This is a genomic window from Companilactobacillus bobalius (assembly GCF_002179915.1).
Taxonomy (GTDB): domain Bacteria; phylum Bacillota; class Bacilli; order Lactobacillales; family Lactobacillaceae; genus Companilactobacillus; species Companilactobacillus bobalius.
The window spans coordinates 149,890-163,304 of the sequence record NZ_MYFM01000008.1; the positions used below are offsets into that span (position 1 = coordinate 149,890).

At 35.5% G+C, this 13,415-nt stretch carries 15 protein-coding genes; 13 read left to right on the forward strand and 2 right to left on the reverse strand.

Going from position 1 to position 13,415, the window contains the following annotated elements:
* Window positions 1-10: 10 nt before the first annotated feature.
* From plsX to rplS, 11 genes are all read left to right on the forward strand, one after another.
* A complete protein-coding gene (gene plsX, locus LKACC16343_RS12525; RefSeq protein ID WP_056951295.1) occupies window positions 11-1,015 on the forward strand; it encodes a phosphate acyltransferase PlsX in 1,005 nt (334 codons plus the stop codon).
* Window positions 1,016-1,026: 11 nt separating this feature from the next.
* A complete protein-coding gene (acpP, locus tag LKACC16343_RS12530) occupies window positions 1,027-1,269 on the forward strand; it encodes an acyl carrier protein (RefSeq protein WP_025085698.1) in 243 nt (80 codons plus the stop codon).
* Between the two features lie 85 nt (window positions 1,270-1,354).
* Window positions 1,355-2,044, forward strand: a complete 690-nt coding sequence (rnc, locus tag LKACC16343_RS12535) for a ribonuclease III (RefSeq protein ID WP_054641954.1) — start codon at window positions 1,355-1,357, stop codon at window positions 2,042-2,044.
* Window positions 2,045-2,058: 14 nt separating this feature from the next.
* A complete protein-coding gene (smc, locus tag LKACC16343_RS12540; protein ID WP_056951293.1) occupies window positions 2,059-5,604 on the forward strand; it encodes a chromosome segregation protein SMC in 3,546 nt (1,181 codons plus the stop codon).
* 10 nt (window positions 5,605-5,614) lie between these two features.
* The gene (ftsY, locus tag LKACC16343_RS12545; RefSeq protein ID WP_056951291.1) at window positions 5,615-7,114 is read left to right on the forward strand and encodes a signal recognition particle-docking protein FtsY; all 1,500 of its coding nucleotides are present in this window, start codon (window positions 5,615-5,617) and stop codon (window positions 7,112-7,114) included.
* A 1-nt stretch (window position 7,115) separates the two neighbouring features.
* Complete coding sequence (ylxM, locus tag LKACC16343_RS12550; protein WP_056951289.1) at window positions 7,116-7,457, forward strand: YlxM family DNA-binding protein; 342 nt, start codon at window positions 7,116-7,118, stop codon at window positions 7,455-7,457.
* 12 nt (window positions 7,458-7,469) lie between these two features.
* Window positions 7,470-8,906, forward strand: coding sequence for a signal recognition particle protein (ffh, locus tag LKACC16343_RS12555; protein WP_054641952.1), 1,437 nt, complete (start codon window positions 7,470-7,472; stop codon window positions 8,904-8,906).
* Between the two features lie 257 nt (window positions 8,907-9,163).
* Window positions 9,164-9,436 (forward strand): 30S ribosomal protein S16, encoded by a 273-nt coding sequence (gene rpsP / locus LKACC16343_RS12560; protein WP_010019451.1) that lies wholly within the window; start codon window positions 9,164-9,166, stop codon window positions 9,434-9,436.
* A 66-nt stretch (window positions 9,437-9,502) separates the two neighbouring features.
* The gene (gene rimM / locus LKACC16343_RS12565; RefSeq protein ID WP_056951288.1) at window positions 9,503-10,018 is read left to right on the forward strand and encodes a ribosome maturation factor RimM; all 516 of its coding nucleotides are present in this window, start codon (window positions 9,503-9,505) and stop codon (window positions 10,016-10,018) included.
* A complete protein-coding gene (gene trmD, locus LKACC16343_RS12570) occupies window positions 10,018-10,746 on the forward strand; it encodes a tRNA (guanosine(37)-N1)-methyltransferase TrmD (RefSeq protein ID WP_056951286.1) in 729 nt (242 codons plus the stop codon). Before rimM ends, trmD begins: the two co-directional genes overlap by 1 nt.
* A gap of 113 nt (window positions 10,747-10,859) precedes the next feature.
* Complete coding sequence (gene rplS / locus LKACC16343_RS12575) at window positions 10,860-11,213, forward strand: 50S ribosomal protein L19 (protein WP_054641949.1); 354 nt, start codon at window positions 10,860-10,862, stop codon at window positions 11,211-11,213.
* Window positions 11,214-11,304: 91 nt separating this feature from the next.
* On the opposite strand, the gene LKACC16343_RS12580 is transcribed toward rplS, so the two are convergent.
* Both LKACC16343_RS12580 and lexA read right to left on the reverse strand, forming a co-directional pair.
* Window positions 11,305-11,925, reverse strand: coding sequence for a histidine phosphatase family protein (locus LKACC16343_RS12580; RefSeq protein WP_056951284.1), 621 nt, complete (start codon window positions 11,923-11,925; stop codon window positions 11,305-11,307).
* Window positions 11,926-12,012: 87 nt separating this feature from the next.
* Window positions 12,013-12,636: a transcriptional repressor LexA gene (lexA, locus tag LKACC16343_RS12585; protein WP_025085679.1), complete on the reverse strand. Its 624-nt coding sequence runs from the start codon at window positions 12,634-12,636 to the stop codon at window positions 12,013-12,015.
* Between the two features lie 94 nt (window positions 12,637-12,730).
* On the opposite strand from lexA, the gene LKACC16343_RS12590 reads away from it, so the two are divergent.
* Together LKACC16343_RS12590 and LKACC16343_RS12595 are read left to right on the forward strand one after the other, a co-directional pair.
* Window positions 12,731-12,973, forward strand: a complete 243-nt coding sequence (locus LKACC16343_RS12590; RefSeq protein ID WP_025085678.1) for a DUF896 domain-containing protein — start codon at window positions 12,731-12,733, stop codon at window positions 12,971-12,973.
* Between the two features lie 62 nt (window positions 12,974-13,035).
* Window positions 13,036-13,254 carry a YneF family protein gene (locus LKACC16343_RS12595; RefSeq protein WP_056951281.1) on the forward strand — a complete coding sequence of 73 codons (219 nt, stop codon included), beginning with the start codon at window positions 13,036-13,038 and terminating at the stop codon, window positions 13,252-13,254.
* The last annotated feature ends 161 nt before the right edge of the window (window positions 13,255-13,415 follow it).

Sequence of the window (13,415 nt, forward strand, 5' to 3'; positions counted from 1 at the left end):
AGGAAACAAAATGAAAATAGCTGTAGATGCAATGGGTGGGGACAATGCTCCTCAAGTAATTGTTGAAGGTATTGAACAAGCACGAGATGAATGGGATAATCTAGAATTCGTTTTATATGGTGATCAAGAAAAGATCAAGAAATATTTGAAAGATGCTACAAGAATTTCTATTGTTCACACGGATGAAGAAATTTTAGGAACTGATGAACCAGTTAGAGCTATTCGTTCTAAAAAGAATGCTTCAATGGTTTTGGCTGCTAAGTCAGTTAAAGATGGTGAGAATGATGCGCTATTTTCACTAGGAAATACCGGAGCATTGTTGGCAGCAGGAATTTTTATTGTTGGAAGAATCAAGCAAGTTGATCGTCCAGCCTTGATGCCAACTTTACCAGTAACTAATTCTTCTTTAGGTGTTAATATTCTTGATGTTGGTGCTAATGCCGAAGCAAAACCTAGCTATTTACAACAATGGGCCGTTATGGGTTCAATCTATGCACGTGATGTTAAAAAGATTGATAAACCAAGAATTGCCTTGTTAAATAATGGTACTGAATACGATAAGGGCGATACCTTACACAAAGAGGCTTATCAATTATTAAAGAATACTGAAGGTATTAACTTTATTGGTAATGTTGAATCAAACAATATTTTGGCTGGTGTAGCTGATGTTATCGTTACTGATGGCTTTACTGGTAATGCTGCATTGAAGGCTACTGAAGGAACTGCTACTATTCTTTTAAGCGAGTTAAAAGATGCCTTGCTAAACAATGGTATTTTTACTAAAATGGGTGCAGCTATCGTTTCGCCGTCATTAAAGGGTTTAAAGAAGATGTTTGATACATCTCAAGCTGGTGGGGCAGTCTTACTTGGATTGAAGTCACCAGTAATCAAAGCACACGGTGCCGCAGATGCTAAGACAGTCTTTTATACAGTTAAGCAAATTAATGATATGCTACAGAATGATACAATTAACAAAGCAAATAAGTATTTTGAAAAAATGAGTACTGAAAAATAAGGAGAAACTCCATGACAGAACAAGAAGTTTTTGACAAAATTGTTTCACTAATTACTGATAAATTCGAAGTTGAACCATCAACAATTACTAAAGAAACATCTTTTACTAAGGATCTTGATGCTGATTCAATCGACCTTGTTGAATTTGTACTTGAACTAGAAGATGCCTTTGGTTCAGAAATTCCAGATGATGATGCTGAAAAGATTACAACAGTCGGTGAAGCAGTTACTTACATTTCTTCACATCAAAAATAAGGCCGTGTGGTCTTATTTTTTTATCCAGATAATTATTTATGATAAAAGTTTAGTATAATTAATGTTATTGGAAAGGGGACACGTTATGTTAGATCCGAAATTCTTAGAATTTTTAGATGAAAGATACGGAATTAAGTTTAACGATAAAAGACTCGTTGAAAGAGCCATGACACATTCGTCATTTGATAATGAACACAAGGAATTAGGTATTGGTGACTACGAACGCTTGGAGTTCTTAGGAGATGCCGTTCTAGAAATTAATATTTCTCGTTATTTGTTCAAAAAGTATCCTGAATTACCTGAAGGTAAATTAACAAGATTAAGATCAGATATTGTCAGAACAGATAGTTTTGCTCGTTTTGCTAAAGAAATTAATATTGATAAGTACCTTTTGATTGGTAAAGGTGAAGAAAAACAAGGCGCACGTCAAAGACATACATTGTTGGAAGATATCTTTGAAGCCTTCAATGGTGCCTTGTATTTGGACCAAGGTAATGAAGTTGTAAATGAATTCTTGAAAAAAGTTGTTTATCCACATATTGATTCAGGTGAATTCTCCGAGGATACAGACTTTAAGACTCATTTACAGGAGAAATTACAACAATCTGGTGAAGTAGAAATTGATTATAAAGTGATCGATGAAGAAGGTCCAGATCACGATAAGAAATTTAAAGTAGAATTAATTGCTAATGGTAAAATCTTGTCCAAGGGTCTTGGATACAGTAAGAAGCACGCCGAACAAATGGCAGCCAAAAGAGCATTAGAGGAATTATAGTAGGAGTTTAGTTTATGCCATTAAAATCGTTAACGATCAATGGGTTTAAATCTTTTGCTGACAAGACAAAGATTGACTTTACGAGTGGAATCACTGGTATCGTCGGACCCAACGGGAGTGGAAAATCAAATATCACAGAGGCCATTCGTTGGGTAATGGGTGAACAATCAGCAAAAAGCCTACGTGGAGACAAAATGGTCGATGTGATTTTTGCTGGTAGTGCAACACGTCCCCAAATGAATCGGGCGGAAGTTGTTTTAGAATTTGATAATCGTAATCACGAATTAAAATCGTCACAAGATGAAATTGTTATTTGTCGTCGTCTATTTAGAAATGGTGATACAGAATTTTTAATTAACAATAAACAGTGTCGTTTACGTGATATTACGGAATTATTTATGGATTCGGGGATGGGGAAACAATCATTCTCCATTATTTCTCAAGGTCGTGTTGAAGCTATTTTTAATAGTAAACCGGTTGAAAGAAGAACCATTATTGAAGAATCAGCGGGTGTTTCGCTTTTTAAACAGAAGAAACAACAAGCTGAGAATAAAATGTCCGAAACAACTGATAATTTACATCGTGTTTCGGATATTGTCTCTGAGCTATCTAAGCAAGTTGAACCCTTGAAAGAGCAAGCTAGTATTGCTCGCGATTATCAAGAACAAAAGAGTAAGTATGACAGCATTTATCAAAAAATCTTAACAATTGAAATTAGAAATTTGTCGGCTCAAAAGCATCAAATTGATAAGGAATTGCGTGAAGTTAAGTTAAGTGCTCAAAACATTGCTAAAGAAGTAAAAATTGCGAATAAACAAGTTGAAGATAACAATGCTGCTATCAATGATTTGACGCAAAAAATTGATGAGAATCAGACTAAATTGGTTGAGAATACCCGCACACTCGAAGTGTATAACGGTAAAGTAGCCGTAGCGGATGAACGTAGTGGTTTCAATTCGACTAACCAACTTTCTTTAAAGAAACAGTTAGATGATTTAAAGAAACAAAAAGAAATTAATGAGAAGAAATTAACTGATTCTAATCAAAAGTTAGCTGATTGTGAAGCACAGATTGCTGATTTTCAAAAGCAATTGGAAGATGTTCAACAATTAAAACAGAAAACGCCAGCTGACATTGAAAAAAATATTAGTGATCTTCGTGACCGATATGTAGATTTATTGCAAGAACAAGTTTCTAACAATAATGAACAAAATTTCTCACAGAAACAGTTGGATCGAATTCAAGCTCAAATCAGTGATCAAAATCAACAGATCCAGTCGATTAATAATGATTTAACTGAATCAAAAGAGAAACGTCAGGCAGTAGAGGCTAAAGTTAAGGTTTTAGTTACCGATAATAAATCTTTAATTGAACATGATCAGACTTTAGCTAAGGAAATTGACCAAGTAACTGAGACTGGAAAGCAAGAGAATCGCAATTATCTAAATGTCTTAGAAGGACTTCAAGAAATCAAAGCACGTAAAAAAGTTCTAGAGAACATGGAACAAGAACATGCTGGTTTCTTTGAAGGTGCTAAAAATGTCTTGAACAATCAATCCAAGCTAACCGGAATTGTTGGTGCCATCGCTGAGTTGATTTCAGTGCCTAAAGAATATCAATTGGCTGTTGAGACGGTCGTAAGTAATCAATTGCAATCAATCGTTACTGAAGATGAAGTCTCAGCTAAACAAGCAATTGCCTTTCTACGTCAAAGTCGTGGTGGTCGAGCTACTTTCTTGCCTTTAAACATCATCAAACCACGCAGCATTTATGCTAATGACTTGAACAAAGCCCAAGCAATCGCAGGTTTTGTTGGGGTCGCTAGTGACTTGATTGAATATGATGGTAAAGTTGAAAATATTGTAAAGAATATTTTGGGTAATCTATTAGTTTCTGAGAATATTGACGCAGCTACTAGAATTTCAGCTGCGGTAGGTCGTAAGTATCGTGTCGTTACTTTAGACGGTAATGTGGTCAATGCGGGTGGTTCATTAACTGGTGGTCAACAAAGAAGAATTAATTCTAATATTTTGACAAGAAAAGATGATTTGACGGCCTTGACGACTGAATTGTCTAAAAAGGAAATTTTACTTGATCAAAAGCAAAAGACTGTTCAAGATTTACGTCAAAAATTGATTGGCTTAAATGCTGAAAAGAAGACAGCTGATGAAAAATTAGCTAGCTTTAATCAGGAAAAGAATCAATTAGAAAACTCAATGTCAACTTATCAAAATGAAGAGAAATATTTTAAAGAACGTTTGGATGTTATGCAGTACAGTCTTTCTAAGAATCGGACTGAAGAATCAGAATTAAATTCTGACTTGGAAAAACAAGTACAATTAGCCAATGATATCAAGGATAAAATTTCTCAAGTACAGGATGAAATTAAACAAAAAGAACAAATCTTGGCTGACTTTGATAGTGAATTGAGTTCAATCAATGAAAATGAACAGAGTTTGCAAACTAAATTGGCGGTTGTTCAGAGTAAACACGAGAGTGAGTTGGCTCAGAATAACGATTTGAAAGAAAGTACTATTAGTCTTAGTCAACAAGTAACAGAAGTTGAAGAACGATTGAAAGATTTGAATTCTGAAAAAGATAAATTACAGTTAAGTAATTCAGAAGTAAAAGAAAAGATCAATCAATTGAAACAAACAATCACAGAACTTCAAGATAACGCGACTGATTTGAAAGCTAAACGTCAGGAACAACAAGAATTGTCTACACAGTTGAATGCAAAGGCTCAACGTAATTTTGACTTACAAAAGAATGCCTCTGATCAACAAGAGACGTTGGCAATCAAGAATACAAAGCTTTCTAATGAAATTGATAGCCGCTTGGATATTCTCTCTCAAGATTATCAATTGACCTATGAAGCTTCATTAGTTGAATTGAATAAAGGCGACTATGATCCAGAACAACTACAAAAAGAAGCTCGTTTACTTAAGATGGGAATTGATGAGTTAGGAACTGTTAATTTATCGGCCATCGCTGAATATGATAAAGTAAAAGATAGATATGAATTTTTAACACAGCAACAAAACGATTTATTAAAGGCCCGAGCACAATTATTAGATACAATGTCAGAAATGGATAAAGAAGTAACAACTAGATTCAAAAAGACGTTTGATGAAGTTGCAAATGCTTTTGAAGACATTTTCCCAGAGATGTTTGCTGGTGGCCGTGCTAAATTAGTACTAACTGAGCCAGATAATCTTTTGGAAACGGGAATTGAAATTATTGCTCAACCACCAGGGAAGAAGTTCCAACGTTTAAGCTTGTTATCCGGTGGTGAAAAGGCTCTAACAGCTATTACGTTGTTGTTTGCCATTATCAAAGTAAAACCAGTGCCATTCTGCATTTTGGATGAAGTTGAAGCTTCACTTGATGATGCTAACGTTTATCGTTTTGCCAATTACTTGAATCAATATGATGACAATACAGAATTTATTGTGATTACTCACCGTAAGGGAACCATGATGAATGTTAACCGTTTGTATGGAGTAACCATGGAAGAATCTGGTGTATCACGTATGTTGTCTGTCGAAGTCAAAAAATAAGGAGTTAATTATGGGATTATTTGATCGTATTAAAAAAGCTTTTACTGGAAAAGACGATTCTAAAGATGAAAAATTAGAAGAAAAAGCTCCAGAAGCTGAAAAAGAACCTGACCAAAGTGTTGAATCCAGCAAAACTTCTGATGATTCCGATAAAACAGAGGAAACACCTAAGGAAACTGAAGAATCCACTCCAGAGGTTAAGGTAGAACAAGAGCCAGAATCTGAATCAGAACCTGAACCAAAATCAGATTCAGAATTAGAGCCAGAACCAAAGGAAACGGAAGCTGAAAAAGAACCTGAGGAAGTTCAACTTGAACAAGAAGAGCCTCAAATAGAAATACCAGAAGTTAAGGAGTCCGTAGAACCAAAGAAATCTGAACCTGTAGACTCAACTGAAAATGAAGTAGAAGTAGAGTCAGAACCTGAAACAGAAGAGACACAACCTGAGGAAGCAACTATTTCTGAGGATACTGAAGTAGAAGAGGAGACTAAATCTGAAGAATCAGAGGATGTTGAATCAGATGCTGAAGATAAATCTGAACCGGAATCCGAACCAAAAGATGATGTTAAAGAATATGATGAGGGTTTGAAAAAGAGTCGTAATTCCTTCAGTGCTCGTTTTAATCGTTTTTTAGCTAATTTTAGAAGTGTTGATGAAGATTTCTTCGATGATTTGGAAGAATTATTAATTGAATCAGATGTTGGCTATGAAACGGCAATGCGTATTTCTGACGAATTACGTGAAGAAGTAAAACTTGAGAATGCTAAGAAACGTTCTGATGTTTCTAACGTTATTGTTAAGAAATTAGTTGATATGTATGGTGAAGAAGGTAAGAACGAAGATAATACTTTGAAGTTCAGTACTGATAAAACACCGACTGTCTTTCTATTCGTTGGTGTTAATGGTGCTGGTAAAACAACTACAATCGGTAAATTAGCACATAGATATCAACAAGAAGGCAAAAAAGTTTTACTTGCTGCAGGTGATACTTTTAGAGCCGGTGCGATTGAGCAACTTCAAGAATGGGGTAAACGTGTTAACGTACCTGTTCAAGCAAGCAAAGCACATACTGATCCAGCTTCGGTTGTTTATGATGCTGTCCAAAGGGCCGTAGAAGAGGATTTTGACATCTTATTAGTTGATACAGCTGGACGTTTGCAAAATAAAGAAGGCTTGATGCGTGAGTTGGAAAAAATCAAGCGTGTTATTACTCGTGAATTGCCAGATGCACCACAAGAGGTATTGTTGGTGTTGGATGGTTCAACTGGACAAAATGCTTTAAGTCAAGCTAAACAGTTTAATGAGACCACTGCTGTTTCAGGTATTGTTTTGACAAAACTTGATGGTAGTTCTCAAGGTGGAATTGTTTTGGCTATCCGTAATGAGTTACATATTCCTGTGAAATTAGTTGGTTTGGGAGAACAAATGGACGATTTACGTGACTTTGATCCTGAGAAGTTCATTTACGGACTATTTAAGGAACTAATTGTTGGAGCTTCAAATAAATAAAATGAAGATAGATGAAACCACACGCGTGAATCTGTTGTATAATTTTTATCATTCTTTATTAACTAAGAAACAGAGCCGCTATGTTGAACTTTATTATGTTGAAGATTTTTCACTTAGTGAAATTTCTGAACAGTTAGAAGTTTCACGACAAGCAGTTTTGGATAATTTACATCGTACTGTTAATTCATTGGAGTCTTTTGAACAGGAATTAGGATTAATTAAAAAGACAACTGAGATTGATGATATTGCTGATACTTTGCAAACCTTAGTCGAAAAAAAATATTCCAACGATAAAGAACTTTTAGATTTAGTACAAAGAATTTTAAAAATAAATGAAAATTAATAGGAGAAGAATATGGCTTTTGAAGGATTAAGCGAACGTCTACAAAAAGTTTTCTCAACCTTAAAGGGTAAGGGAAAGCTTTCTGATGAAGATATTCGTAAAGTAATGCGTGAAGTACGTATGGCTTTACTTGAAGCTGATGTTAACTTTGACGTTGTTAAGAGTTTCGTTAAGACAGTCAGAGAACGTGCTTTAGGTGCCGAAGTAATGGACAGTTTGACACCTTCACAACAAGTTATCAAAATTGTTGATGAAGAGTTAACTAAGTTAATGGGACAAGAAGCTGTTCCGTTAAATAAATCGGCTCATATACCAACAATTATCATGATGGTTGGTTTGCAAGGTGCTGGTAAAACTACAACAGCTGGTAAATTAGCTAATTATCTTAAAAATGATAAAAAGGCTCGACCACTCTTTATTGCTGGGGATGTTTATCGTCCAGCCGCTGTTGAACAGTTAAAGACTATTGGACAACAATTGGATGTGCCTGTATACGATGAAGGAACAGAACATGATCCTGTTGATATTGTTCGTAATGGTTTAAAAGTTGCTGACGAGAACAAAAATGATTATGTAATTATTGATACAGCTGGACGTTTGGAAATCGATGAGCAATTGATGGAAGAATTGACACGTATCAAAGAATTAGCTCATCCAGATGAAATTTTGTTTGTTGCCGATTCTATGACTGGTCAAGTAGCTGCTAAAGTAGCTGCCGGATTCGATGAGCAATTGGATATCACTGGTGTTGTTCTAACTAAGTTAGATGGTGATACCCGTGGTGGTGCTGCACTTTCAATTCGTTCCGTTACTGGTAAACCAATTAAGTTTATTGGACAAGGTGAAAAATTAGATCAATTAGATGTTTTCCATCCTGATCGTATGGCTAACCGTATCCTTGGTATGGGTGATATGTTGACCTTGATTGAGAAAGCTCAGTCAGATTATGATGAGAAACAAGCTAAAGAAGTAGCCGAAAAGATTCGAGAGAATAGTTTTGACTTTAACGATTTTATTGATCAAATGGATCAGATTCAAAAAATGGGTCCTTTGGATGAAATCATGAAGATGATTCCAGGAATGGCCAATAATCCTGCTTTAGCCAATATCAATATTGGTGAAAAAGATATTGCGCATTTAAAGGCAATAGTTTATTCCATGACACCAAAAGAACGAGAAGATCCCGATTTGTTGAATCCTTCAAGAAGAAGAAGAATCGCTAAAGGATCAGGCCAAAGCATTCAAAATGTTAACCGAATGATCAAACAGTTCAAACAGTCACGAGACATGATGAACAAAATGAGCAAAGGTAACATGGCCGGAATGGATCAACTTATGGGCAATGGTATGCAAGGACGTCTAGGTAAGATGGCAATGCATTCAATGGTCCGTAAGAGTAAGAAACGTAAGAAGAAACGCTTAAAGAAGATTAAACGATTCAAATCATAGAGAGCGCAGTAGGCCTGGGAATTTCCGAGGATTTGCCTAAGCTCTGGAATCGCGCGCGTACTGTGCGGGCAATTTCAGAACTGTAGCAAACCGGAAGAAATTGGCCTACGCAGCTCGTTTCCACTATTCAACATAGAACATTGGTTATTAAAAAAGTAAGAAACATAAAAAAGAGAGTGGTGTAAAGAAAAAAACTTTACACCACTCTCTTTTTTGTGTATACTAACAAAGTTAAGTATTTAGGAGGAAACAAACATATGTCAGTTAAAATTAGAATGAAACGTATGGGTAGCAAGTTACGCCCATTTTATAGATTAGTTGTTGCAGATTCACGTTCACCACGTGATGGCCGCTTTATCGAACAAGTTGGTTACTACAACCCAATCTCACAACCAGAAGAAATCAAACTTGATGATGACAAGATCGTTGAATGGTTGAACAAAGGTGCACAACCTTCAGATACAGTTCGTCACTTGTTGAAACAACATGGTATTATGCAAAAGTTCCATGAAAGCAAGTTTACAAAATAGTTATTTTGATGGGACCAGATAAAACGATGTTTTGTCAGGGTCCTATTTATTTATCACGGAGGAAAAATGACCGAAAAATTATATCGAGTTGGTACTATCGTCAATACGCATGGTATTAAAGGTGAATTAAAAGTCGTTCCAATTACAGATTTTCCAGAAGATCGTTTCAAAACGGGTTCAAAATTAGTCTTTAAAAAGAATAATTCTAGTGAAGAGTTCACGGTAGAGTCAGCTCGTAAACATAAGAATTTTATCCTTTTGAAAATAAAGGGATATGACAACATCAACGATGTTGAAAAGTATGTTAAATCAGAGCTTTTTGCTAGTGGTGAGTTAACTTCCGAATTAAATGAAGGTGAATTTCTTTATAAGCAGATCATTGGTTTGCAAGTAGTAGACAAAGACCTTGGTGAAATTGGAAAGATTACTGAGATTATGGAATTAGGTCCAAATGATGTTTGGGTCGTAAAAGGAACTAAGTATAAGGAAGTCTTGTTACCTTATATTGAAGATGTTGTTAAGAATGTTGACCTCGACAAACAAGTTGTTGAAGTCGAAATACCGGATGGATTGATAGATTAATGGATATTACAATTTTAAGCATTTTTCCAAGAATGTTTCAGGCTTTAAATGAATCTTTGATTGGTAAAGCTCAAGAAAAGGGACTTGTTAATATTGATGTAGTTGATTTTCGTGATTATACGACAAATAAGCAACATCATGTTGACGATACAACTTACGGTGGTGGAGCAGGTATGCTTTTACAAGCTCAACCAATTTATGATGCTATGAATTATGTTGAAACAAAAAAGCCGGGTCGCAAACGAGTAGTTTTACTTGATCCAGCCGGTAAAACTTTCAACACAAAAATGGCACGTGACTTTGCTAAAGAAGATCAATTAGTTTTTATTTGTGGACACTATGAAGGTTTTGATGAGCGTGTTAAGGATCTAGTTACAGATGAAGTTTCAATTGGTGACTATATTTTAACCGGTGGAGAATTACCAACTATGAGTATGATTGACGCAACATTGCGTTTTGTACCTGGAGTTTTAGGTAATTCATTCTCCGCTGAGGAAGAATCGTTTTCAAATGGTCTGTTAGAGTATCCACAGTATACTAAACCGGCTGATTTCCGTGGTAAGAAGGTTCCAGAGGTTTTGACAAGTGGTGATCACGAAAAGATTCGTCTTTGGAGATTGACTCAAGCCTTGAAAAAAACCTTGGAACGTCGACCAGATTTATTGGAAACTGCAAAGCTGACGGATGAGGAAGAGAAGATTCTCAGAAAAATTCGTCAAAATATATAGTTTACAAGTTCGTCCAAATAAAGTATCATATTAAGAGTGTTTGGACACATATTAACGATATTCCGCTGTATGTCAGAGATATATAAGAGTGTCGAATTAGGGAGAAATTATTCATGAATGAATTAATTCAAGATATTACAAAAGAACAATTACGTTCTGACATTCCTGACTTCCGTAGCGGTGACACTATTCGTGTACATGCTAAGGTTGTTGAAGGTACTCGTGAACGTATTCAATTATTCGAAGGTGTTGTAATTAAGAGACATGGCTCAGGTATCAGTGCTACATACACTGTACGTAAGATGAGTAATGGTGTTGGTGTTGAAAGAACATTCCCATTGAACACACCTCGTGTAGAACAAGTTGAAGTTATCAGACATGGTCGTGTACGTCGTAGCAAGCTTTACTACCTACGTGCTCGTACAGGTAAGGCTGCTCGTATTAAGGAACGTCGTCGCGACATCTAATTTAATACATTTAATGGCAACTAAACTTCAAAAAATAAACCATCAGGTTGAATTTTATAATTCAATGATGGTTTATTTTTTTGCAATCAAATTAGTTAAAAATCTGGTTAAAATATTCTAAATAAAACTTCTGATCTTCTGGGGTAGCGACAATTTTAGTGACACTAGTATTTCGAGGTTCGGGAATACTCATCATATCTTGAGGTTTCAGAACGTCTAAAGCTGCTGCTTTAACAGTAAAGCCGTGTGTAACGCAGATAAGCTTGTCATTGGGGGATTTACTTAGAGCGTCTTCTAAAAAGCTGTGTACCCGTTTAACAACGTCCTCAAAGCGTTCTCCATCAGTGGCATACTTAGTGTAAAAAGGTAGAACGTCATTCCAGTATTTATTGTAAGCATCAGGATGAATCTTTTTTAAGTCGGCATTCTTTTGTCCGTCCCATTGACCGTAAGATATTTCCACCAATCTTTTATCATAAGAGATTGGTAGATTAGCTTCTTTATTTAAGACGGCAGCTGTCTGTTGGGCACGCTTTAAAGGACTACAGATAATACGATCAGCAAAACTAATGTCAAAATTTTGTGCCAAAGTTTGGGCTTGTTGTTGACCGTGTTCATTTAAGTAAGTCATTTCAGTATTGATGTTACCTTGTTTCATTTTCATCACGTTAGCTTTAGTTTGTCCATGGCGGATGAGATAGAATTCAGTCATAATTTCTCCCTCGTAGTTAAATTACTTTCTATTATAGAAGAAATTACTGATAATAATAAAAAAATCACCCCAAAAGGAGTGATTGATTTAAAAAATTTGTGAACGATATAATCCAACAACTTTACCAAGTATCTCTACGTTATCTAAGATAATTGGATCCATTGTATCGTTTTCAGGTTGTAGGCGGTAATGTCCATTTTCTTGATAGAATCTCTTACATGTGGCTTCAATGTCTTCAGTCATGGCAATAACGATCTCACCATTGTTAGCAAAGTTTTGTTCATGTACTATGACATGGTCGCCATCGTAAATACCACAGTTGATCATACTTTCTCCGTGAATTTCGAGCATAAATAATTCGCCAGAATCACGATTTAAGTCAGGTGGAATTGGGAAATATCCATCAGGGTTACGTTCAGCTGTAATTGGTTGTCCAGCGGCAACAGTACCGAGGATAGGAATTTGTTTTGACTTAATACCGATGGAATTCAAACCCGCACCGGTAAGTTCGATTGCCCTAGGCTTAGTAGGGTCACGTTGAATGAAACCTTTTTTCTCAAGACGAGATAGATGACCGTGTACCGTTGATGTAGATGATAAGTCTACAGCTTCGCAGATTTCTCTGACAGTTGGCGGATATCCATGCTCGTCTAAATAATCATAAATACATTGTAAAATTTGTGACTGTTTAGAGCCTTCAGCTTTTGACATTAGAACACCTCATTGTTAATATCTTAATTAGATTGTATCAAAATATGAATGCAAGTTCAAACAAGTGTTCGATATAATGGGGAGAGTTAAAATTATGAACGAACAAGAAGAATTGCTCAAAAAAATTAATAAATTAGCTCATAAGGCTAAAGATGGAACTATTACCAAAGAAGAAGAAGATCAACAAGCCGAACTTAGAAAAGAATATTTGAAGAATTTCCGTGCTAGTTTTAGATCTCAACTTGAAATGACACGAGTGTTTGATAAGCAAGGAAATGAAGTCACACCGGAGAAAGTTAGAGAAATTCAACGTAAAAAAGGTTTACGTGACGATTAGTGCTTTCAATTAGAGTGATTTTTTTGTAATATTAATAGATGTATGGAAAGGGTGAAACATAAATGGGAACAACAATAATCGTTGGTATTCTAGCCTTATTAATCGGTTTAGTTGGTGGATTCTTTATTGCCAGATGGTATATGAAGAAGTACTTCCAAGACAATCCACCAATCAGTGCAGATATGATTAAGCAAATGATGGCTCAAATGGGACAAAAACCATCACAAAAGAAACTTAACCAGTTAATGAGTACTATGAAAGCATCACAAAAAAAGAAGTAATTAGTTAAATTAATAGGCGATATGCATATTTTAATAGTTCTATACTTTCTGGTATTGATGAATAATCAATACCAGTTTTTTAATCTCTAGAAAATAAAAAAAGAACATCACTGTTCTCATGTTAAGATTTAAGCGACCAAACCCAATCAAACATGGAGAAA